Origin of the sequence: Phyllobacterium sp. CL33Tsu, from assembly GCF_900113985.1 — a bacterium.
GTDB lineage: Bacteria > Pseudomonadota > Alphaproteobacteria > Rhizobiales > Rhizobiaceae > Phyllobacterium > Phyllobacterium pellucidum.
Window position 1 is genome coordinate 1,942,608 of the sequence record NZ_FORJ01000001.1, and the last position, 22,826, is coordinate 1,965,433.

General features: G+C 59.7%; 21 protein-coding genes. 16 read left to right on the plus strand and 5 right to left on the minus strand.

What is annotated here, in order from left to right:
* Positions 1-51 precede the first annotated feature (51 nt).
* From argJ to BM074_RS09530, 4 genes are all read left to right on the plus strand, one after another.
* A complete protein-coding gene (argJ, locus tag BM074_RS09515; RefSeq protein ID WP_091921304.1) occupies positions 52-1,293 on the plus strand; it encodes a bifunctional glutamate N-acetyltransferase/amino-acid acetyltransferase ArgJ in 1,242 nt (413 codons plus the stop codon).
* 27 nt (positions 1,294-1,320) lie between these two features.
* Complete coding sequence (locus BM074_RS09520; RefSeq protein WP_027229673.1) at positions 1,321-2,076, plus strand: GNAT family N-acetyltransferase; 756 nt, start codon at positions 1,321-1,323, stop codon at positions 2,074-2,076.
* Positions 2,069-2,485, plus strand: a complete 417-nt coding sequence (locus BM074_RS09525) for a (deoxy)nucleoside triphosphate pyrophosphohydrolase (RefSeq protein WP_027229672.1) — start codon at positions 2,069-2,071, stop codon at positions 2,483-2,485. Before BM074_RS09520 ends, BM074_RS09525 begins: the two co-directional genes overlap by 8 nt.
* 80 nt (positions 2,486-2,565) lie before the next feature.
* Positions 2,566-2,910: a hypothetical protein gene (locus BM074_RS09530; RefSeq protein WP_343051230.1), complete on the plus strand. Its 345-nt coding sequence runs from the start codon at positions 2,566-2,568 to the stop codon at positions 2,908-2,910.
* Between the two features lie 3 nt (positions 2,911-2,913).
* Here BM074_RS09530 and BM074_RS09535 read toward each other — a convergent pair whose 3' ends face one another.
* Positions 2,914-3,804, minus strand: a complete 891-nt coding sequence (locus tag BM074_RS09535; RefSeq protein WP_091921305.1) for a methyltransferase domain-containing protein — start codon at positions 3,802-3,804, stop codon at positions 2,914-2,916.
* A gap of 62 nt (positions 3,805-3,866) precedes the next feature.
* Between BM074_RS09535 and BM074_RS09540 the strand changes: the two genes are divergently transcribed.
* From BM074_RS09540 to BM074_RS09560, 5 genes are all read left to right on the plus strand, one after another.
* Positions 3,867-4,646 carry a ComF family protein gene (locus BM074_RS09540; protein ID WP_091921307.1) on the plus strand — a complete coding sequence of 260 codons (780 nt, stop codon included), beginning with the start codon at positions 3,867-3,869 and terminating at the stop codon, positions 4,644-4,646.
* 77 nt (positions 4,647-4,723) lie between these two features.
* Positions 4,724-4,993, plus strand: coding sequence for a glutaredoxin 3 (grxC, locus tag BM074_RS09545; RefSeq protein ID WP_091921308.1), 270 nt, complete (start codon positions 4,724-4,726; stop codon positions 4,991-4,993).
* Between the two features lie 10 nt (positions 4,994-5,003).
* Positions 5,004-5,870 carry a carbon-nitrogen hydrolase family protein gene (locus BM074_RS09550; RefSeq protein WP_091921310.1) on the plus strand — a complete coding sequence of 289 codons (867 nt, stop codon included), beginning with the start codon at positions 5,004-5,006 and terminating at the stop codon, positions 5,868-5,870.
* Positions 5,867-6,280, plus strand: a complete 414-nt coding sequence (locus tag BM074_RS09555) for a DUF1178 family protein (RefSeq protein WP_091921312.1) — start codon at positions 5,867-5,869, stop codon at positions 6,278-6,280. Before BM074_RS09550 ends, BM074_RS09555 begins: the two co-directional genes overlap by 4 nt.
* Positions 6,281-6,339: 59 nt before the next feature.
* Positions 6,340-7,254, plus strand: a complete 915-nt coding sequence (locus BM074_RS09560) for a DMT family transporter (RefSeq protein WP_091921314.1) — start codon at positions 6,340-6,342, stop codon at positions 7,252-7,254.
* On the opposite strand, the gene ubiG is transcribed toward BM074_RS09560, so the two are convergent.
* The 3 genes from ubiG to BM074_RS09575 form a co-directional block, all read right to left on the minus strand.
* On the minus strand, positions 7,241-7,984 hold the full coding sequence (gene ubiG, locus BM074_RS09565; protein WP_091921316.1) for a bifunctional 2-polyprenyl-6-hydroxyphenol methylase/3-demethylubiquinol 3-O-methyltransferase UbiG: 744 nt from the start codon (positions 7,982-7,984) through the stop codon (positions 7,241-7,243). The genes BM074_RS09560 and ubiG overlap by 14 nt on opposite strands.
* A gap of 68 nt (positions 7,985-8,052) precedes the next feature.
* Positions 8,053-8,457 (minus strand): type II toxin-antitoxin system VapC family toxin, encoded by a 405-nt coding sequence (locus tag BM074_RS09570; protein ID WP_210186474.1) that lies wholly within the window; start codon positions 8,455-8,457, stop codon positions 8,053-8,055.
* A gap of 47 nt (positions 8,458-8,504) precedes the next feature.
* Positions 8,505-8,774, minus strand: coding sequence for an antitoxin (locus tag BM074_RS09575; protein WP_091921322.1), 270 nt, complete (start codon positions 8,772-8,774; stop codon positions 8,505-8,507).
* 223 nt (positions 8,775-8,997) lie between these two features.
* On the opposite strand from BM074_RS09575, the gene BM074_RS09580 reads away from it, so the two are divergent.
* The 7 genes from BM074_RS09580 to BM074_RS09610 all read left to right on the plus strand — a co-directional run bounded on the left by BM074_RS09580 (position 8,998) and on the right by BM074_RS09610 (position 20,193).
* Positions 8,998-10,251: an aspartate kinase gene (locus BM074_RS09580; RefSeq protein WP_027229661.1), complete on the plus strand. Its 1,254-nt coding sequence runs from the start codon at positions 8,998-9,000 to the stop codon at positions 10,249-10,251.
* A 91-nt stretch (positions 10,252-10,342) separates the two neighbouring features.
* Positions 10,343-12,637 (plus strand): phosphoenolpyruvate--protein phosphotransferase, encoded by a 2,295-nt coding sequence (ptsP, locus tag BM074_RS09585; RefSeq protein ID WP_036813038.1) that lies wholly within the window; start codon positions 10,343-10,345, stop codon positions 12,635-12,637.
* Between the two features lie 9 nt (positions 12,638-12,646).
* Positions 12,647-13,726 (plus strand): peptide chain release factor 1, encoded by a 1,080-nt coding sequence (gene prfA, locus BM074_RS09590; protein ID WP_091921324.1) that lies wholly within the window; start codon positions 12,647-12,649, stop codon positions 13,724-13,726.
* Positions 13,723-14,586: a peptide chain release factor N(5)-glutamine methyltransferase gene (gene prmC, locus BM074_RS09595; RefSeq protein WP_091921326.1), complete on the plus strand. Its 864-nt coding sequence runs from the start codon at positions 13,723-13,725 to the stop codon at positions 14,584-14,586. The genes prfA and prmC overlap by 4 nt, the downstream gene beginning before the upstream one ends.
* Positions 14,587-14,880: 294 nt before the next feature.
* Positions 14,881-15,561, plus strand: a complete 681-nt coding sequence (locus BM074_RS09600) for a DUF4167 domain-containing protein (RefSeq protein ID WP_081815716.1) — start codon at positions 14,881-14,883, stop codon at positions 15,559-15,561.
* 431 nt (positions 15,562-15,992) lie between these two features.
* Positions 15,993-18,605, plus strand: a complete 2,613-nt coding sequence (gene clpB / locus BM074_RS09605; protein ID WP_027229657.1) for an ATP-dependent chaperone ClpB — start codon at positions 15,993-15,995, stop codon at positions 18,603-18,605.
* A gap of 175 nt (positions 18,606-18,780) precedes the next feature.
* Entirely contained in the window at positions 18,781-20,193 is a 1,413-nt protein-coding gene (locus BM074_RS09610; RefSeq protein WP_091921328.1) for a L,D-transpeptidase, read from the plus strand.
* Positions 20,194-20,201: 8 nt separating this feature from the next.
* Here the strand turns inward: BM074_RS09610 and BM074_RS09615 are convergent, their stop codons facing one another.
* Complete coding sequence (locus tag BM074_RS09615) at positions 20,202-22,154, minus strand: M23 family metallopeptidase (protein WP_027229655.1); 1,953 nt, start codon at positions 22,152-22,154, stop codon at positions 20,202-20,204.
* Positions 22,155-22,826 lie beyond the last annotated feature (672 nt).

Consider the following 22,826-nt stretch of genomic DNA (forward strand, 5'->3'; position numbering starts at 1 on the left):
CGGGTCCTTATGCTCTCCCACCTTGTCAAAAGCGCTTTTCGAGGTCGCCCAATGTCTACGTCTGTCTCGCCGCTGGCACCGAAACACTATCCTGCCATGCCGGATATCCATGGGGTCAGGATCGCCACTGCCGAGGCCGGAATAAAGTACAAGGGCCGTACCGACGTCCTTATGATCGTCTTTGACAAGCCGGCAGCGGTCGCCGGCGTTTTCACCAGGTCTAAATGTCCCTCCGCTGCGGTCGATTTCTGCCGCGACAGCCTCGAAGGCGGGAAAGCGCGTGCGGTTGTCGTCAATTCGGGCAATGCCAACGCCTTTACCGGCAAGAAAGGCCGCGAATCGACCAAACTGACCGCAGCAGCAGCAGCAAAGGCCGTGGGCTGCAAAACCGGGGAAGTGTTTCTCGCGTCTACGGGCGTTATCGGCGAGCCTCTGGACGCCGGCAAGTTCAGCCATCTCCTTGCTGATATGACGAAGAAGGCCGTGCCCGGCTTCTGGCAGGAAGCCGCAAGCGCAATCATGACGACCGATACATTCCCCAAGGTCGCAACGGAGACGGTCCTGCTTGGCGGCGTACCGGTGACCATCAACGGCATCGCCAAGGGCGCCGGGATGATCGCGCCTGACATGGCGACCATGCTGTCGTTCGTTGCGACCGATGCCCCAATCGAGTCGGATGTGCTGCAGAAGCTCCTGTCGAAATCCGTAGGCAAGAGCTTCAATTCCGTTACCGTCGACAGCGATACATCCACTTCCGATACGCTTCTGCTGTTCGCAACGGGCTCGGCAGCCGAACGCGGCGCCGAGCTTGTCACCAAGGTCAAAGACAAGCGGCTGAAAGATTTCAAGAAGGCGCTCGACCGGATCCTCAAAAACCTCGCCCTGCAGGTCGTTCGCGACGGCGAGGGGGCACGCAAGATGCTTGAGATCAACGTGACCGGCGCAAAGTCCAACGGTTCGGCCAAGCGCATTGCTCTGTCGATCGCCAATTCGCCTCTCGTCAAGACCGCTGCCGCAGGCGAGGACGCCAATTGGGGCCGTATTGTCATGGCCGTTGGCAAGGCAGGCGAACCGGCCGACCGCGACCGCCTTGCCATCTGGTTCGGCGACATTCGCGTTGCCCGCGACGGTGAACGCGATCCGGACTATTCTGAAGACGCAACCTCTGATTACATGAAGAATGAGGATGTCAAAATCCGAGTCGATATAGGCCTCGGCAAGGGCAAGGCAACTGTTTGGACCTGCGACCTGACGAAGGAATATGTCGCCATCAATGGCGATTATCGCAGCTAGGCGGGCTTGCTCATACAAGGATAGCGAATGCAACTGGCGAAGATCAGACAGATTGAGGCGGTTGGATTCAGGGCTTGGCCAGCGTCCTCGGTTCATTACGATGGAAGCTGGGCCATTCGCATTACCGCGAGTCATCCCTCGAAACGGCTGAATTCGGTCAATCCGCTCGATCCCGGGGATGTTGCCGATATGGAAAATCGCGTCGCGCGCGCAGCGCAGCGCTTTCGCGCCTATGGGAGGCCGCCAACGTTCCGGCTATCGCCGCTGGCGCCACAGGAGCTCGATACCTATCTTGAAAGCATAGGTTGGGCGCGCTTCGATGAATCGATGGTCATGGTTGCCGACCTCGCGCATGTCGATGTCGGCGACGCCATCGATCAAATACCGCTCAAGGACATCGGCAGGTTCATCGATGCTTCGATCAAGGTCCAGGGAGATGATCCTTCAGTGAAGCCTGGCCTTTTCGAAGTGATCAGCGGGATCAAACCTTCAAAGGGACTTTTTGTCGTCGAGGAGAACGCCGAGCCGGTTGCAACCGCGATCGGTGTTCAGGACGGCGCTCTCGTTGGCCTGTTCAACATCAGCACCGCAGCCGAGCGCCGGCGCGCCGGGCTGGGGCGCGCGATCGTGCGCTCGGCACTGAAGTGGGCCGAACAGCACGGGGCAAAAAAGGCATGGCTGCAGGTCGAGGTCGAAAATACCGCCGCGATCGGGCTCTACGAACAATTGGGTTTCAAGGAAGCCTATCGTTACGTCTACAGGCAGGCGCCCGATCATGAGTGAGCGCGTGTCGCACCCGATCCTTCTCGTTACGGCCTGCGCCCTTGTTGACGCCGACGGGCGCGTGCTCCTGACCCAGCGCCCTGAAGGCAAATCGCTCGCGGGGCTCTGGGAGTTTCCCGGCGGCAAGGTCGATCCGGGTGAAACGCCCGAAGAGAGTCTCATTCGCGAACTGCATGAAGAGCTCGGCATCACCGTCAAGCCGGCCTGTCTCGCGCCGCTAACCTTCGCGAGCCATACTTATGAGACTTTTCACCTCTTGATGCCGCTGTTCATCTGCCGCCGCTATGAGGGTATTCCCCGTCCGATGGAAGGGCAGGCGCTGAAATGGGTAAGGGCAAGAGACATGCGCGACTATCCAATGCCGCCTGCCGACATACCTCTGATCCCGTTTCTGATCGATCTCCTTTGAACACAACTGTAAATTGCCAAGTCTTCCAAGTGTTAATGAATCCTTCACCTGATTGAGCGACTTTTAGCCGAATTGGGGCAATGAAGTTCAGGTGGGGCATGGCGCGCAAGGAAGACTATCGCGAGGATGAACCGCGGCTGTCAGGTACGCTAATGAATGCGGGTACCGGGCTGCTGCGCATCACTTTGCTATTCGGTTCGGCTGCCATTGCACTGGCGCTGATCATAGCGCCGCTGGCCGATCGCGGCTCGCAGTCCGTCGTCGATTATTCCGCTGGCCGGTCTCTCGACGAGATGGCAACCGGCTCCATCCGGAAAGACGATCCATCGACCAAGACCTATACGATTCACCGTAGCGTATTGCAGCGATCGCCAAATGCGGTTTGCATTATAAAAAGCGACGGTTCGCAAAGCGGCGACTGCTGATCGCTATTTCTTCTCAAGGTTTTCGACGCTGGTGAGAAAATCCGCGAGCTTGGCCTTGGCCGAGCCTGGTTTCAGCGGCTTTTGCTGCGACTCATGTGCGGCCCACCCGGACATCCAGATAAACGAGAATGTCGCCCTTATGCGCCCGTCCGGGTCACTGAAGCGTTCCGCGTAGATTTCCGCAACGCGCGCGAAGAAGCGCCGCGACATCGGCTTGCGCGAGCGCCCGAGAAGGACGTTCTGCATGCCCATGGCCCGCAAATCGCGCATCAGGTGAGACGCGGTATCGTACCGGACCGTGTAGGTTTCGATATCGGTGACCGGCAGAGTGAAGCCGGCCCGCTGCAGCAGTGCGCCGACATCGCGCACATCCGCAAACGGCGCGACGCGCGGGGATGCGCCGCCATAAATTTCACTCTCGGCCGCGAGCAGGCATTCGCGCAGTTCGCCAAGCGTGTTCTCACCCGCCATGGCACCAAGGAAAAGGCCATCGGGTTTGAGGGCCCGCCTTATTTGCAGCAGCGTGCCGGGCGTATCGTTGGTCAGGTGCAGCGAAAGCAGGGATATGATCAGGTCTATGGATCCGGCCTTGAGCGGCAATGCCTCCTCGTCGGCGACAACCCCGGGAAACGACCGATCAAGAAAGCTTGCATCATGTTCAACGCGCAAGATGCACTCGACCTTGCCCGAGCGCAGCAGAGCCTGCGCCCCGAGGCCGTTATGGCCAGCGAGATCGACCGCCACATCGAAGCGGCGCTCGACCGCCGAAAGACGTTCTCCGAGATCATCGGCTGCCCGCCCGAGCAGAAAATCGGCGGAGCTGCCGTGCTGGCGCAATGCCCGCAGGCGCCGTCTCAGCAACAATGCCCGATCGAAAACCTGATGCCGTTCCATTCCGAATTACTCTGATCAATGTATAGTCAACGGGTAGATGCGTCGCCTTGGAACGAATTGCAATGAAAACCCGAGCGGAAACCTTCAAGCAGACGGCGCAAGCGCTTGCGAAAGGGCTGACACGCCAGTTTGCCACGCTGTTGTTTCCGCCGGTGTGTTCGGGCTGCGAGCGGCTTGTCGCGGAGCCCGGCAGTCTTTGCGGTGCATGCTGGGCCAAGGTTCGCTTTATCGAGAAGCCCTACTGTCCAGTTCTCGGGACGCCATTCAGCCACGACCTTGGCGCCGAAATCCTCTCCGCCGAAGCAATCGCCGATCCGCCTCCTTTCGAGCGCGCCCGTTCGGTAGCCGTGCATGAGGGCGTTGTAGCCGAGATGGTGCAGGGGCTGAAATATAATGACCGAACCGATCTTGGACCATGGATGGCTCGCTGGATGCTGCGCGCTGGCACCGAACTGCTTGACGGTTGCGATATTATCGTGCCGGTACCGCTCCACGCACGGCGCTTCTGGTTTCGCCGCTTCAATCAATCGGCCGAACTCGCCCGGCATGTTGCGCGTCTTGCCGGCAAGACCTTCGATCCTGATGCGCTCAAACGCGTGAAGCGCACGCGCCAGCAGGTCGGTCTCGGCTCGAATGCGCGCAGGCTCAACATGAGCGGCGCTTTCAAGGTGCCGGAGGCACAAGAAATCAAGGTCCGAGGCCGCCGCGTGCTTCTCATCGACGACGTCTATACAACCGGGGCTACCGTGAAGGCTGCGTCGCGCGCATTGCTGCGCGGGGGTGCGTCAAGGGTCGATGTTCTCACTTTCAGCCGTGCGCTTGCAAAAGAATTGCCCATATGACGGCGAGATGTCGCAAAGTTCAGCTCTTTCCGCGTTGATTTTTCATGCCTATATAGGGAGCAACGTGGAGTATTCGAATGGTTGATGTAACAATCTATACGCGCAATGGTTGCGGCTATTGCACGGCGGCCAAGAGCCTCCTTGCGGAGAAAGGCGTCGCCTTCGTCGAGCACAATGCAAGCCTCGAGCCGTCGGCCCGTCAGGATATGCTGGCGCGTGCCAATGGCCGCACGACATTCCCGCAAATTTTCATCGGCGAGACTCATGTCGGCGGATGCGATGATCTCTATGCGCTTGAAAACCAGGGCCGGCTCGACACGCTGTTGAAGACCGGCGAACTCGCTTGAGGATGATCCAATGACGTCATTTCGTGCAGCCGCCATCCAGATGCGCTCCGGCGTCGATCCAGAACGCAATGCCGCTGACCTTGCCGAATATGTGGCGGATGCGGTCGGCAAAGGCGCTGTCTACGTGCAGACGCCCGAAATGACCGGCGCGTTGCAGCGGGACCGCAAGACGCTGGCAAGCGTGCTCAAGGGCGAAGCAGACGATGTCATCGTGCGAACGGCTTCGGCGCTTGCCGCGAAACATGGCATCCATCTTCACATCGGGTCGACGGCGATCGCCCGTGATGACGGCAAGATTGCCAACCGCGCCTTCGTATTCGGTCCAGACGGCAAGATGCTGACGCGCTACGACAAGATCCACATGTTCGACGTTGACCTCGACAATGGTGAGAGCTGGCGCGAATCCGCTGTGTATGCGCCCGGCGCTGATACCGTCGTCATCGATCTGCCGTTTGCTCGCCTCGGGCTTGCCATCTGCTACGACGTGCGTTTCCCGCAGCTTTTCCGCGCTCAGGCGCTTGCCGGTGCCTCGGTTATATCGGCTCCGGCCGCCTTTACCCGGCAGACCGGTGAGGCGCACTGGCATGTGCTGCAACGGGCCCGGGCGATTGAAAACGGCGCCTTCATGATCTCGGCTGCCCAGGGCGGCGTGCATGAAGACGGGCGCGAGACCTTCGGTCACTCGCTGATCGTCGCTCCCTGGGGTGAAGTTCTTGCAGAGGCTGCCCACGCCGATCCCGCGATCATTGTCGCCGATATCGATCCGGCACTCAGCGCCGCCGCGCGTGCGAAGGTACCGAACCTCAAGAATGCGCGTCCGTTCGGATTGATCGTCGAAAATGACGGCGAAAAGACAAGGCTCGACGTCGCATCATGATCCGGTTTTCGCTCCATTGCGAGCACGACCATGAATTCGAAGGGTGGTTCCGCAGCAATGACGACTTCGATTCCCAGGTTGGGAAGGGACTGGTAGCCTGCCCGGCTTGCGGCTCGCACAGCATTGGCAAAGCGCTGATGGCGCCATCGGTGACGACCGGGCGTCAGAAGGAGAAGATCGCCGTTGCCATGAGCAACATGGTCAGCGAGCTCAAAGAAATGACCAGAAAGGTGCGCGAGAATGCCGATTATGTCGGCAGTGACTTTGCCGAAGAGGCGCGCAAGATCCATTTCGGCGAGGTGGAAAAGCGCGGCATTTATGGCGAAGCTTCCCAGGAGGAGGTCAAGTCGCTTCTCGATGACGGTGTCGACGTGATGCCGCTTCCGGTCTTTCCCGAAGAGCGCAATTGATCTTGCTGCGTTGAAGGCAATGGCTAAGGTTCACCTCTCCGGACCGAGGTGATTCTCCCATGCAATTATTGAACTCCGCTGCAGTTCTGCTGGTTCTCACCGGCGCCTTCCTTGGGCTGACGCTTCCCTTCGGCAAGCTCGCATTCGTGGCAGGTGTTGCGCCGTCGCTCTGGGCATTCGTCATTTCACTCGGCGCCGGGACGGTGCTGCTGGCGGCCTTTTTCGTCATGGGCAAGCGGCCGCAGCTCAATGCGCACATGCTGCGCTATTATGTTATCACCGCGCTCGTTTCCTACGCCGTTCCCAACCTGATGACACTTTCGGCCATCCCGCATCTCGGATCTGGCTATACCGGCATCATGTACACGCTGTCGCCGGTCTTCACCTTGCTGTTTTCTGTCATGTTGAAGTTGCGCAGGCCAAGTCCACTCGGCCTCCTCGGCATTCTTGTCGGGTTTGTCGGCGCCGTCATCGTCGGCTTCACCCGCGGTCAGGTCGGGCAGCCGGCCGAGCCGCTCTGGGTTGCCATCGGTTTGCTTATTCCGGTTCTGCTGGCGCTCGGCAACGTCTACCGCACGGTCGACTGGCCGGCGGGCGCCGATCCGACCGAGCTTGCAGCTGGCAGCCACCTTATGACGGCGCTGCTCCTGATCCCGATCATTTTCTATATGACTGGCGGCTTTCCGGTTGCGCCGCTTCGCGGCATTCCTTGGCTTGTTGTGGCGCAAGTGGTGGCTTCTGCCTGCATGTTCGCGCTGTACTTTCGGCTGCAGGCGGTGGGCGGCCCGGTCTATCTCAGCCAGATCGGCTATGTGGGCGCGGCAGTTGCGCTGCTTGCCGGGACGCTATTTCTCGGCGAAGTCTACCAGCTTGCAACCTGGGGAGGGGCCCTCATCATCACAATCGGCGTGCTGATGACGACGAAGGCCCAGCGCATGGAAGCCAAGGCGCTGGTGGCAACTAAGGCCGCGTAGCCAGCACCATATAGTTGACGTCGGTATCGCGGGAGCGGTTCCAGCTATCGCTGAGCGGACTGTAAGTTACGCCTATCTTCTCGACGACTTCCAATCCGGATTGCCGCAGCGCGGCTTCGAGTTCTTCCGGGCGGACGAGCTTTTCATATTGGTGGGTTCCGCGCGGCAACCACCGCAAGACATACTCGGCTCCAAATATTGCGAGCCCCAGCGCCTTCAATGTCCGGTTGATGGTGGCAACGAAGGTCAGTCCGCCGGGTTTTACCATCTGCGCGCAGGCCGACATGTAGAGTTCGACATCGGCGACGTGCTCGACCACCTCCATATTGAGGACGATGTCGAACTGTTCGCCGGCCTCCGCCAGCGCCTCTGCCGTTGTCGCCCGATAATCGATGACAAGGCCGCTTTGGGCGGCGTGGATTTTGGCGACCTCGATATTGGTCTCGCCCGCGTCAGCGCCGACAACCGTTGCGCCGAGCCGCGCCATGGGCTCGCACAGAAGTCCGCCGCCGCAGCCGATATCAAGAATGCGCAGGCCGGAAAACGGCATCGGCGTATGAGGGTCGATACCATAATGGCCGCAGACCTTTTCCTTGATGTAGGCAAGGCGGGTTGGATTGAACTTGTGCAGCGGGCGGAACTTGCCCTGCGGGTTCCACCACTCGGCTGCCATGCGAGAGAACCGCTCGACTTCTGCGGCATCGATTGTAGTGCGCTCGGTTGTCGCCATGGCCTCATCCTCTTTGACTGTTTTCGAGTGGCCTGTTCCGGGAGGCAATGTCAAGGCGCAATGCTTGCTCAGACTTCCAATTGAGCCCAGTTTGCGAGGGCCAAGCCGCCGCTGATCCTTTGATAGTGCCGCGTATTGTTGCTCACAAGAACGGCGCCAACAGAGATCGAGTGTGCAGCGATCATCATATCGAGTTCGCCAATCGGCTGGCCGGTCGACACAAGCTGATGACGAATGCCGACATAATATTCAGCGGCAACCGCATCCCAGGCCAGGACGCGAACAATCTGGAAAAATCGCGAAATTTCACCATGAAGACGATGGTTTTCAGGTATCCGTTTCAGGCCGTAGAGCAGCTCCGCTTTCGTGATGGCAGAGACGCAGACATCGGAAGGCTGCAATTCTGAGAGCTTTTCATCGATTTTCGGCGAGCGACCCTTGATGATGTAGCTCGCAATATCTGTATCCAACATATGGAGCATGGAGCGCCTAGCTTTCGAAATATCACTAATCGGTTAAGTCAATCGTTTTCGCCAAAGAAGCTACGCTCCACGGGAAACGCATTCATTGGGCGCTCGCCTATAAAATCATCAGGGACTTCGACGGAGTTCCTCAACTCGAAGAAGTCGGCCCAGACGCGGGCCCCTGGCCGCGTCGAAAGAATGACGTCTCCCGTGCGGTCATCACGGGAAACGTAGACTTCGTCGCCATCGAAGCGAAAATCAGCCGGCAACCGTACGGCCTGGCTCGCGCCGTTCTTGAAAAGCTTGGCAATGCGCACTTCGGTCATCTCTCTGCCTCTCAAAGTATATGCAATAGTATATACGCCCATCAGCCGGCATTTTCAACATGGGCGGCACACACCCGATTTCACCCCGGCAAATCTGTTCGCATTCTTGCAGTCGGCGGATAATTTCGTTATGGGAGGCCGCATTCATTTGGCAAAGAGCCAGTTCATTTCAAACGACTCTTTTCCGACCCAGTTTTCAGGCCTTTCCAGAACGGTAATTTCCATGGCACGCATCGTGATGAAATTCGGCGGCACTTCGGTGGCCGATATTGACCGCATCCGCAATGTGGCCAGGCATGTCAAACGCGAGGTCGACGCCGGGCACGAGGTTGCCGTCGTCGTCTCGGCAATGGCCGGAAAGACCAATGAGCTCGTGGGCTGGACGAGGCAGACGTCGCCGATGCATGACGCCCGCGAGTATGACGCCATCGTAGCCTCGGGCGAACAGGTAACGTCCGGGCTCCTTGCCATCGCTCTGCAATCAATGGGTATCCATGCCCGCTCCTGGCAAGGCTGGCAGATACCGATCAAGACCGACAATGCGCATGGTGCGGCCCGCATCGTCGACATCGACGGCTCCTTTCTGATCGAGCGCTTCCAGGAGGGCCAGGTCGCGGTGATCGCGGGATTCCAAGGCATCGGCCCGGACAACCGCATAGCGACACTCGGGCGCGGCGGTTCCGATACCAGCGCCGTCGCCATCGCCGCGGCAGTAAAGGCCGATCGCTGCGATATCTATACAGACGTCGACGGCGTCTATACGACCGATCCGCGCGTCGAACCCAAGGCGCGGCGGCTTTCGCGTATTTCCTTCGAAGAAATGCTCGAAATGGCCTCGCTCGGCGCCAAGGTGCTGCAGGTCCGTTCGGTCGAGCTTGCCATGGTGCACAAAGTGCGCACATTTGTCAGATCCAGCTTCGAGGATCCCGATGCACCGGGCATGGGCGATCTGATCAATCCGCCCGGAACACTTATTTGCGACGAGGAAGAAATCGTGGAACAGCAGGTTGTCACAGGAATTGCCTACGCCAAGGACGAGGCCCAGATTTCGTTGCGGCGTGTTGCTGACCGCCCCGGCATTTCCGCCGGCATCTTCGGCCCGCTCGCCGAAGCGCACATCAATGTCGACATGATCGTTCAGAACATTTCCGAGGACGGGTCGAAGACCGACATGACGTTCACGGTCCCGACCGGCGATCTCGACAAGGCCCTCGTTGTTCTCGAGAAGGTCAAGCAGGATGTCGGTTTCGACGTGATTCAGTCCGAAGCCGGCATGGTCAAGGTTTCCGTCATCGGCATCGGCATGCGCAGCCATGCGGGCGTCGCTGCCACGGCGTTCCGCGCCCTTGCAGACAAGGGAATCAACATCCGCGCCATCACGACTTCCGAGATCAAGATCTCGATCCTGATCGATGGACCATACGCGGAACTCGCCGTACGTACTTTGCATTCTGTGTACGGTCTCGATAAGCATTAACGAGCGAGATTCTGTTTGTCGGCGTTCGTGCCGACTGACATGATGGATCGACTGATTTGGTGAGGTCCCGTCGGCCTTGCCATAATTGACAATGGGAGAAAGGCATCCGGTGCCTACACGCGACCCGATAAGTGGCCCTCGTGTGATGCTGAAGCGCCTCCGCGAACTGATGGCGGAGGCTCTTGAGCCGCAGGAGAGGCTCGACCGCATTGTTCGCGAAATTGCGCAGAACATGGTCGCGGAAGTGTGCTCATTCTACGTGCTGCGCTCCGATGGGGTCCTCGAACTATACGCAACCGAAGGTCTCAACCCGTCGGCCGTCCACCTGGCGCAACTGCGCCTTGGTCAGGGTCTAGTCGGCACGATCGCTGCAAGCGCGCGACCGCTCAACCTGACCGATGCGCAAGCGCATCCGGCCTTCGCTTATCTGCCGGAAACGGGAGAAGAAATTTACAACTCCTTCCTTGGCGTGCCGATCCTGAGGGCAGGGCGCACGCTCGGCGTTCTCGTCGTTCAGAACCGCACCAAGCGCGTCTACCGCGAGGATGAGGTCGAGGCGCTCGAGACTACGGCCATGGTGCTTGCCGAAATGGTTGCGGCCGGCGATATCCCCCGCATCGCACGGCCCGGTGTCGAACTCGACCTTGGCAAGCCGATGAGCTTCAGCGGCAGCGCGTTCAACGATGGGGTTGGTCTCGGGCACGTCGTGCTGCACGAGCCGCGCATCGTCGTAACCAACCTCTTCAACGAAGACATCAATGCCGAAATCGACAGGCTCGAGAGCTCGCTTGGGTCCTTGCGTATTTCCATCGACGACATGCTGTCGCGGCGTGACGTGGCGTTCGAAGGCGAGCACCGGGAGGTGCTTGAGGCCTATCGCATGTTTGCTCACGATACCGGCTGGGTGCGGCGCCTTGAGGAGGCGATCCGCAACGGCCTGACTGCGGAAGCCGCAGTCGAGAAGGTGCAGAGCGATACGCGCGCCCGCATGATGCATCTGACCGACCCCTATATGCGCGAGCGGCTGAGCGATTTCGACGACCTTGCCAATCGGCTGCTGCGCCAGCTGATGGGGCGCGATGTCAAGACCATGGCTGGAACGCTGGCGAAGGACGCGATCATAATCGCGCGCTCGATGGGCGCTGCGGAGCTTCTCGACTATCCGCGTGAACGCCTGCGCGGACTTGTGCTCGAAGACGGGGCGGCGACCAGCCACGTGGTCATCGTGGCGCGCGCCATGGGCATTCCGGTAGCGGGCCAGGTCAAGGGCGTCGTTTCCATGGCGGAAAACAACGATGCCGTGATCGTCGACGGCGATGACGGGCGCGTGCATCTGCGGCCGCAATCGGAACTTGAGGCTGCCTATTCGGAGAAGGTGCGGTTCCGCGCCAAGCGCCAGGCCCTCTATCGCGAATCGCGCGACAAGCCGTCGATTACCAAGGATGGCATCGCGATCAAGCTGTTGATGAATGCCGGCCTTTTGGTGGATCTTCCGCAGCTTGCCGAAGCCGGGGCGGCGGGCATTGGCCTCTTCAGGACCGAGCTCCAGTTCATGATTGCATCGACCTTCCCGCGCGCAGAACAGCAGGAGCGGCTCTATCGGTCCGTGCTCGAAGCCGCCGGCGACCGGCCGGTCACCTTCCGTACGCTCGATATTGGCGGCGACAAGGTGCTCCCCTACTTCCGCAGCAACGTAAACGAAGAAAATCCGGCGATGGGCTGGCGGGCTTTGCGCCTCACGCTCGATCGGCCTGGCCTTCTACGCACACAGGTACGCGCCCTGCTCAAGGCCGCCGGCGGCCGAGAATTGCGCCTGATGCTGCCGATGGTCACGGAAGTGCAAGAAGTGCGCAAGGCCAGCGAACTGATCAACCGCGAGGTCCAGCACCTGTCGCGCTTTGCCTATGATCTGCCGACCCGCGTCAAGATCGGAGCCATGGTCGAGGTGCCGTCGCTGCTGTGGCAGCTCGACGAATTGATGGCCGAAGTCGATTTCGTATCAGTCGGCTCCAACGACCTCTTCCAGTTCGTCATGGCGGTCGACCGGGGCAATTCGATCATCAACAATCGCTTCGACAATCTCTCGGTGCCGTTCCTGAGGGTGCTGCGCCAGATCGCCGAGGCGGGCGAGCGCAACAATACGAGTGTGACGCTTTGCGGTGAAATGGCGGGCAAGCCCTTGTCATCCATGGCGTTGATCGGGCTCGGCTATCGTTCCATTTCAATGTCGCCGGCCGCGATCGGTCCTGTCAAAGCCATGCTCGGCTCACTGGACGTTGGCGAACTTAGCGCCCAGCTCAAGGACGCGATCGACAATCACGGCGAGACCGGCACGTTGCGCAACTTTCTTACGAAGTACGCAGAGCGAGCTGGCGTTCCACTCTAGAGGTTTTGAATAATGTCCATTCCGCAGGATCGTATGGATCAGCTGCTGAAGCGTTTTTCCATGATGGAAACGCAGATGTCGAGCAATCCCGATTCCGAAACCTATGTGAAGCTCGCATCGGAATATTCCGAGCTCGAGCCCGTTGTCGCCAAGATTCGTGAGCTTCTGGCCGCGCGCAGCGAGGCCGATGGGCTGCAGGCAATGCTCGATGATGCAGCGACCGATCGGGATATGCGCGAACTTGCCGAGGCGGAACTGCCGGAGATCGACGAGCGGATCGGCGAACTCGAAAAGGACATCCAGGTCCTGCTCCTGCCGAAGGATGTCGCCGACGAGCGCAACGCGATCCTCGAAATCCGTGCCGGGACGGGCGGTTCGGAAGCAGCGCTTTTTGCTGGCGATCTCTTTCGCATGTATGAGCGTTACGCAGCCGCCAATGGCTGGCGCGTCGAGCTCATTTCGGCAAGCGACGGCGAAGCCGGCGGTTACAAGGAAGTCATTGCCATGGTCTCCGGCAAGGGGGTCTTTGCCAAGCTCAAGTTCGAATCCGGCGTACACCGCGTGCAGCGTGTCCCCGATACGGAAGCGAGCGGGCGCATTCATACTTCGGCGGCAACCGTGGCGGTTCTGCCCGAAGCCGAGGAAATCGACATCGATATCCGCCAGGAGGACATCCGCATCGATACGATGCGCGCCTCCGGTTCCGGCGGCCAGCACGTCAACACCACCGATTCGGCCGTCCGCATCACCCACATCCCGTCCGGCATCGTGGTCGTTCAGGCCGAAAAGTCCCAGCACCAGAATCGCGCGCGCGCCATGCAGGTGCTCAGGTCGCGGCTTTTTGACATGCAGCGCCAGAAGGCGGACAGCGAGCGCTCGGAGGCGCGGCGCAGCCAGGTCGGTTCCGGCGATCGGTCGGAGCGCATCCGCACCTACAATTTCCCGCAGGGGCGTGTGACGGATCACCGCATCAACCTGACGCTCTATAAACTCGACCGCATCATGGAAGGCGATCTCGACGAACTGATCGGCGCCTTGATCTCAGATCACCAGACGGCCTTGCTCGCCCAGATGAACGATGGGCTATGACGACGGCGCGCCTCGCCGACGCACACAAGCACGCGCGCGACCGTCTTGCGCGTGCAGGAATTGACACAGCCACGCTGGATGCTCGCCTTCTGGTTGAATGGGTCACCGGAACCGATCAACTGGAAACGATCCGGAACCCCGGCAGGCAGGTGGATTCTGAAACGAATGCGCGGCTGGAAGTGGTCCTCAACCGGCGAATGAACGGCGAATCCGTACATCGGATCATCGGCAAACGGGCCTTTTTCGATATCGAACTGGCGCTGTCGCGCGAAACGCTGGAGCCGCGCCCCGATACCGAAGCGATTGTGGAACTCGTGCTGCCTTTCCTGCGCCGCCGCATTCAAGAATTGGGCGTTGCCGACCTTCTCGACCTCGGCACCGGCACCGGAGCCATCGCCTTGGCGTTGCTCAATCAATTGCAGCAATTGCGTGCCGTGGGTGTCGACATATCGACAGGCGCCCTTGATACGGCGCGCGAGAATGCCCACCTTAACAGGGTATCGGAGCGCTTTGCCTGCCTGCATTCGGATTGGTTTTTCACCGTGACGGGCGTCTACGATCTGATTGTCTCCAACCCACCCTATATACGGACGGCCGACATCGAAGGTCTGCAACGTGAAGTTGTATTGCACGATCCGGTCCGGGCGCTCGATGGCGGGGAGGATGGTCTTGGACCATACCGAATCATCGCCGCCGGGGCCCGCCAGTATCTTCGGGAAGGTGGAGCGGTTGCCGTGGAGATCGGTTTTGATCAACGCGCCGACGTTGCAGCGATTTTCGCTGCTTCAGATTTGGTGCTGGAGGCCACAAAGACGGATATTGGCGGCCATGAACGGGCACTTTTGTTCACAGCCGCGTAAAAATCTTGAAAAAAGGCTTGGAATTTGCCGCGAAGACGGATAGTTTCCGGATACCGCTCTAAACCGAACAAAACTGGTTCTGCCTATCAAGAAGTTGGTAGGGAATTTCTGGGTGTTTGATCTTTCTTCGGGAAAACTTTGGAGAAGACGGTTTTTGCGGCAGCACAAAAGTTTTATGAAACTTTGGATGCGATTGAAGCGTGGGGCGCGCTTCAGGTCGGCACTTGAGAAGCGAAGCTTTTTGACTCAAATGGTGAGCAAACAGCGCCCCTGATTTTCTGAAAAGAGATAAGTATGAGGCCAGTACAGCAGAATAGGCGCATGCGCGGACGCGGTAACAACAACCGAAAAGGTCCGAACCCACTATCCCGCAATTACGAAAGCAACGGACCCGACGTCAAAATTCGGGGAAATGCTCAGCACATCGCCGAAAAATATACGACTCTGGCACGTGATGCACAGAGCAGCGGCGACAGGGTAATGGCTGAAAACTACCTTCAGCACGCCGAGCACTACAATCGAATCATTCTAGCGGCACAGGCCCAGGCGCCCGTCCAGTTCCAGCGCGACGATCGCGATGACCAGGACGACGACATGGGCTATGACGACGACAACGGCAACGAGGTCGAACGTATCGTGCACCAGCCGATCAATGGCAGCGGACCGCAGCCGGTCATTCAAGGCACGCCCGCAGAGGTCGCCTATGATGATGATACGGCAAGCCAGCGCCAGCCGCAGCCTCAGCCCGAGGCACGGCCGGTGGAGGCCGAGGCATCTGTCGACGCGGAAAACGCCGAGGCCAAGTCCGCCCGCCGCGCACCGCGCGGTCGTCGCCCGGCCCGGCCGCGTGAACCGCGTGTGGCAGAAGGCAACAGTGACGCACCGAGCACAGCTGACGCCACGAACGATCTTTCGCCGGCAGGAATTGTCGCCGAAGTGAAGAAGCGCCGGGCCGCGGTCGAGTCGGACGTCTGATTTCGGTTTTCTTGATATAAGCCGCCTGCGTTCATTCGCGGGCGGCTTATTCATTTTGTGAATGCGAGATGCGGAGGCGCCGTTGAGCACATGCCGACTGGTTGGCCCTAATCCCCGGCTTACCCGAGGATCCGCGCCCGCTATTGCGCTGCAAGCCTGACCATTCGGCAAACTCCAATCCATTTGCCGCAGATCAGAGCCCGCCGCCCAAATCCATCATTGCTTCTTCCCGGGCGCGCCGGCATGCGCCATGATTTATATCGATAATTTGCTTTAGTTCTGGCATGATAAATCCTTCCGCCTCGACCTTGCGAGCCTAGGAACTGGTTCCCATATCTGCCTCGAGCGAATGGGTCCGCCTCTTGCAGGGGGCCCGTCACCAGACCACCGCACGATGCCGCTTAAGGGTCGTCCGGGAAAAGGAGACAGTAATGAATATTGAGAAGTACACCGAACGGGTTCGGGGATTTATCCAGTCGGCGCAGACATTTGCCCTCTCGTCCAATCATCAGCAGTTTGCTCCCGAGCACTTGCTGAAGGTTCTCGTCGACGATGAGGAAGGACTTGCTGCGTCGCTGATCGAACGCGCCGGCGGCAATGTCGAAGAGGTTCGCCTCGGCCTTCAGGCAGCGCTTGACGCGATGCCAAAGGTAACGGGCGGCAATGGTCAGCTTTACCTTTCGCAGCCATTGGCCAAGGTTTTTGCCACGGCCGAGGAAGTGGCCAAGAAAGCCGGCGACAGTTTTGTTACCGTCGAGCGCCTCTTGACGGCCATGGCCATTGAGAAATCGGCAAAGACATCCGAAATCCTGAGTCGTGCCGGCGTAACGCCCGCTGGGCTCAATGCCGTCATCAATGATATCCGCAAGGGTCGCACCGCGGATTCGGCCTCCGCCGAAAATGCCTATGACGCCTTGAAGAAATATGCGCGCGACCTTACCGCCGACGCGCGGGCGGGCAAGCTCGACCCGGTGATCGGTCGTGACGATGAAATCCGCCGAACGATCCAGGTCCTGTCACGGCGCACGAAGAATAATCCGGTGCTCATCGGCGAGCCCGGCGTCGGCAAGACTGCCATCGCCGAGGGGCTGGCACTGCGCATCGTCAATGGCGACGTGCCGGAATCCCTGAAGGACAAGAAGCTGATGGCGCTCGACATGGGCGCGCTCATAGCCGGCGCAAAGTATCGCGGCGAGTTCGAGGAGCGCCTCAAGGCCGTGCTTTCGGAAGTGACTTCGGCAAATGGCGAGATCATTCTCTTCATAGACGAGATGCACACGCTTGTTGGCGCCGGCAAGAGCGAGGGCGCGATGGACGCCTCCAACCTTCTGAAGCCGGCGCTGGCGCGCGGCGAACTGCACTGCGTCGGCGCAACCACGCTTGATGAGTACCGCAAGCATGTCGAGAAGGATCCTGCGCTTGCCCGTCGTTTCCAGCCAGTCTTCGTCGACGAGCCTACGGTCGAGGACACAATCTCGATCCTGCGCGGCCTCAAGGAGAAGTACGAGCAGCATCACAAGGTACGCATTTCGGACTCGGCCCTCGTTGCGGCCGCGACGCTGTCGAACCGCTACATCACCGACCGCTTCCTGCCGGACAAGGCCATCGACCTTGTCGATGAGAGTGCGGCGCGGCTGCGCATGCAGGTCGATTCGAAGCCGGAGGAACTCGATGAGGTCGATCGGCGCATCATGCAGCTGAAGATCGAACGCGAGGCACTGAAGGTAGAGAAGGACGATGCTTCGCGTGACCGGCTTGAACGTCTGGAACACGAGCTCGCCGAGCTTGAGGAAGAGTCGACCGCGCTGACCAATACCTGGCAGTCGGAAAAGCAGAAGCTCGGCCATGCGGCGGATCTCAAGCGGCAGCTTGAAGATGCGCGCAATGCGCTCGCCGCTGCCCAGCGCAATGGCGAATACCAGAGAGCCGGCGAACTTGCCTATGGCACAATCCCGGCGCTCGAGAAGGAACTTGCCACCGCCGAACAGCAGGACAACGCCACGTCGATGGTAGAGGAGACCGTTACCTCCGATCACATCGCCCAGGTCGTTTCGCGCTGGACCGGCATTCCGGTCGACCGAATGCTCGAAGGCGAGCGTGACAAACTGCTGCGCATGGAAGACGAGCTTGCCAAGCGCGTCGTCGGCCAGGGTGAGGCAGTCCAGGCCGTGTCGAAAGCAATCCGCCGGGCGCGTGCCGGTCTGCAGGATCCGAACCGGCCGATTGGCTCGTTCATCTTCCTCGGACCCACCGGCGTCGGCAAGACCGAACTGACCAAGGCCCTTGCGGCATTCCTGTTCTCGGACGAGACGGCGATGGTACGCCTCGACATGTCCGAATATATGGAGAAGCATTCGGTCTCGCGTTTGATCGGCGCTCCTCCCGGCTATGTCGGTTACGAGGAAGGCGGCGCACTGACGGAAGCGGTGCGGCGGCGGCCCTATCAGGTGATCCTTTTCGACGAAATCGAGAAGGCGCATCCGGATGTGTTCAACGTGTTGCTGCAGGTGCTCGACGATGGGCGCCTCACCGATGGGCAGGGACGAACGGTTGATTTCCGCAATACGCTGATCATCATGACGTCGAACCTCGGGGCCGAATATCTGACTGCGCTGGGCGAAGACCAGGACGTCGACGTGGCGCGTGACGAGGTCATGAGCGTCGTCAAGTCGGCGTTCCGGCCGGAGTTCCTCAATCGTGTCGATGAAATCATCCTGTTCCATCGTCTGAAGCGCAAGGATATGGGCAAGATCGTCGCGATCCAGATGGAGCATTTGCAGAAGCTGCTTACCGATCGCAAGATCACGATCAAGCTTGACAGCGAAGCAACCGACTGGCTTGCCGAGAAGGGTTACGATCCGGCCTATGGCGCGCGACCGCTGAAGCGTGTCATCCAGAAAGAGGTGCAGGATCCGCTGGCAGAGAAAATCCTGCTCGGCGATATTCTGGACGGCTCGACGGTGAAGATCACAGCGGGCTCGGATCGGCTGAATTTCAAGTCGGTCAAATCCGCGCCGGAGCGCGACAAGAGCGAAGCTGCATGATTGCGATTTCGCAACACTGAAAGAAAGAAGATGGCCGCCACAGCGCGGCCATTTTCACGTCTCGTTCATCTCATAAATGCAACGATAAAAGCGCGAAGGCATTAACCATAATGACAGGAAGTTCGGTCATTTATGATTAATGTCGCGTTATCGGCAATAACCGGAATCTTATGGCATGGCCTCTTATCATCATTCATTACTCGGATTGTTGCTCATGGCTTCAGCGGGCGTCACCGCCCCGGCGACGTCGAGCGCGGCCGGAATGATTGCGCCTGCCGCCAATGCCGACACGCCATACACTTTGGCGCAATGGTTCGAAGGCGAGCGTCGCCCGCGCCGGGAGGCCTATCGTTCCTACTATGATGAATATGGCCGCAGGGTTACGGTTGATCGCCGCGGCCGTGTCGTTTCGGTAGAAGAGCCGCGCAACGATCAGGGTGCGGATTACTTCCCTGACGCGCCGCAGGATCCCTATGACACCGGCGCCATCCCTAACGATCCCTATGCGGGACCGGGCAATGATCGCTATGAACAGCAATCGGCGCTCCCGTCCGAGCGCGACTATGGCAGCGTCGATCGGCAACCGCTGCCGCCCACAGGCGGCGAGGCCGATCTCAATCCGGCGGATCCGAATTTCAATCCACCGGACTCGCAAAATGACGGGTTCTACGACACGCCGCAGCAGGAGCAGATACCGGCTCATCCAAATCCCGCGCCGACAGTAGAATTACCGAAGGGGCAGGGCGCGAAGGCAAAGATCGCCGCAATCCAGGTCCTGCTCGATCGGATCGGCGTGTCACCCGGCGTGATCGATGGCCACAAGGGCGGCAATGTCGACAAGGCTGTCGCGGCATTCGAGGAAATGACCGGCCAGCAATTCGATCCGCTCAACGATGACGGGATCAATGCCTCGCTCGAACAAACCGGCGGACCCGCTTTCGTATCCTATACGATCACCTCCGAGGACGCGGCCTATCCGTTCGTCGCCTCCATTCCGGAAGATTACGGCCACAAGGCGCAACTCGAGCGCATGGCGTTCACTTCGGTCACAGAGATGTTGGCCGAACGCTTCCATATGGATGAGACTTATCTCAAGGAGATCAATCCGGGCATCAATTTCAACACGCCTGGCGTTTCCATCCAGGTGGCCAATCCCGGCCAGAATGCCGGCGGCGCGGTAACGCGGATCATCGCCGACAAGGGCCGCAAGCAGGTGCGCGGCTATAATGCCGAGGGCCGGCTCATCGTCGCTTATCCCGCAACGATCGGGTCGACCGATACGCCATCGCCTTCGGGCACGGTCCAGGTCGAGCGTATCGCGCTCAATCCGAACTATACCTATAATCCGAAGCTCAACTTCAAGCAGGGTGAGAACGACAAGGTCCTGACGATTCCCCCCGGCCCGAACGGCCCGGTCGGCACGGTGTGGATTGCGCTGTCGAAGCCCACCTATGGCATTCACGGCACGCCTGAACCTTCGAAGATCGGCAAGACCAACAGCCATGGCTGCGTGCGCCTGACCAATTGGGACGCAACGGAGCTTTCCAAGATGGTTCAGAAGGGCGTGACGGTAGAGTTCCAGGAATAGAGCGTTGCTTACCCGCTCGCCGCAACCTTGGTGGCGTCGGAATTTTCGTCCTGAAGCAACTGGTCGATCCGTTCGCGCTCGCGCTGGAAGGCGACGAGATCATTGCCCTGCAGTTCGCCGCCGCTCGGCAGGCGAATGCGCATCGGATCGACTTTCGAACCGTTGACGATCACCTCGTAGTGGAGATGCGGCCCGGTCGAAAGGCCGGTTGATCCAAGATAACCGATGACCTGTCCCTGGCGCACACGTGCCCCGGCGACCACGCCGCTTGCCACGGCATTCTGGTGAGAATAGCTGCTCTCGTAACCATTGGAATGACGGATGAGGGTCTGGATGCCGTAGCCATTGGTCCAGCCGGCTCGCTCGACGACGCCATTGCCGGCCGCGACGATGGGCGTGCCGCGGGGCGCCGACCAGTCGACGCCGGTATGCATGCGCGAATAGCCGAGGATCGGGTGGCGGCGCATGCCGAACGGCGAGCGGAAAGTGCCGTTGGGCACTGGCTTGCGCAGGAGGAACTGCTTGGAACTCTTGCCGTTCTCGTCGTAATAGTCGGTCGTGCCGTCCTCGCCGTGGAACCGATAGAACTTCTTGAGGTCGCCGCCGAAGTTCGCGGCGACATAGAGAATCTCCGATTCGTCCCCGGCCTTGTCGGAGCCCGCCGGCAGCGAAAACAGCGCTTCAAGCTCGTCCGTGGGGCTCAGCTGCGACTGAAAGTCGACATCGGAAGCCAGCATGCGGATCAATTGTTTGATCATCGGATCGGTCATGCCATAGGCGATGCCGGCCCTGTAAATACCGTCATAGACGGTCGGCAGGTCTTCGGCGCGCCGCGATCCGGCGGGACTGTCATCGAACGCCACCTGCAGGCCAGGCGTCATTTCCGGCTCGTCGGCGGGGACATATTGTTCCTTGTCGTTGAGCGCGATCGTCAGAATATGCGTGCTGCCATTGTAGACACTGGCGCGCACGATGCGGTCGAGATCGTCGCGCGATTCAATGCCGAGGCGTAGAACACTGCCGCTCTTGAGGCGCGGGGAGTTCAAGAGCTTGCTGATCGCCCCGGACATGCCGGTCGCATCGTCGCTCTCATAGCCGGCGTCCGCGAGGGCGGCGGTAATTTCCTTGTCGCTGCGGAACGGGATCAGCGCTTCCGAATATCCGGTGCTCGCTGCATCCTCGGGCAGGCGTGGCGCAACACTCACATTCTCCTGGATGATCTTGACCGCGAGGGGACTGCGCAAATTGTAGGGGTCGTCATCCGTACCGAAACGCAGCGGATCGACATAATGCAGCGAAGCAACCTGAATGGCGCCATCGGTCAAAAGCGAACCGGTGTTGCGGACGACTTCTTCAACTTCGTCGACGCTGAGATCGTCCGCAGGATCATATTGTGCCGTGGTCAGCGGGAAATCGACGGTGCGCAGGCTGACTTCGCTCTCGACCTTGGCGCCGTAAATCTGACCGGTCTTCGGCGTGGGGTCCGTATCCTCATTCGCTTCGGCAAAGACGTCGAGCGGATTGAAGTTTGGATAGCGGCGATTGGTATTGTGCACGTCTGCGAGTTCAATGTGCACGAACTCGAATGGCATGGAGCGAACGACATCGCGCTCGCCATCCTTGAACATGGTCGAAACGTCGAGGCGGCGGCGGTCCCGGTTCTTCTGTATGGGGGTGGTTGCGACGACGCGTGAACCCTTGGTCACGCCGCTGGCGTCGGCGGGGGCGGGCATGGCATTGCGGCCGATCAATTCCGGCGGTGTTGCGAGTTGTTCGCGGCCGTCGAGCGCCGCAAACAGGGCAACGCCCATCAGCATGCTCGAGGTAATGCCGGTGAGGAACGTGCCGGCCAGCCAGCGCGCGGAGATTTCGCGACGGTCAGGCGGCCCGCGGCGTCCGTCCGTGATAAGCGGCGGCTCATTGCCCGGATCGATCGATGAGTGCCCCTCGTACTCGCTCATACTTTAAAGTGTGATCCCGTCGCCGTTGTGAATGCAGGTTCCCGGCGCGTTTGCCGGCCAGGTTTGCCCTGGCATGAAATCAACGAGGCCGCAGTTTTGCCCCCGGGACTTCACTATGTCAACGCAGGCCGCCGAAACGGATGTGCGCATCGCTCATTCGCTCGCGGGGGTGTTCTAAAAAAGCCCCCGCACATCGGCGCGAGCGCTAGGTCGCGATTGGGGCATGTTTGTGGCCAAGGCCATCACATTTGGATTTGCCGGGCCGGGATTTCGCAGCCATTGCAAGGCCTGGGCAGGGCGGCAAATTCGAACCGTCATATTTTTCATAAATTCTTCAAAATCGGTGTTGACAGTTTTGTTGGGTGGGGTCTATATACCGGCACAACGAGGGCGGGGCGCCGCTGGCGGTTGCTGAATGCGCCCTAAGGTTTGCAGGATGGTTGGTTGCGAGACTGACGTGTTGGTGCAAGCGGTCCTTGGCAAGGTTTAAGGGATTGTTGCGGAAGTGACATTCCTTCGGGTTTGGCCGGAGGGTTGAATTCGTGCCGGTTGAAGCCGGTTTATTGACGGTGGTTTATGCCATGGTCGGTTCTTTGACAATTTCATATGGAAGAAAGAGAAACGTGGGCGGCAGGGTCCTGCGGAACTTCGGATAGAAGTTCAACAGATACT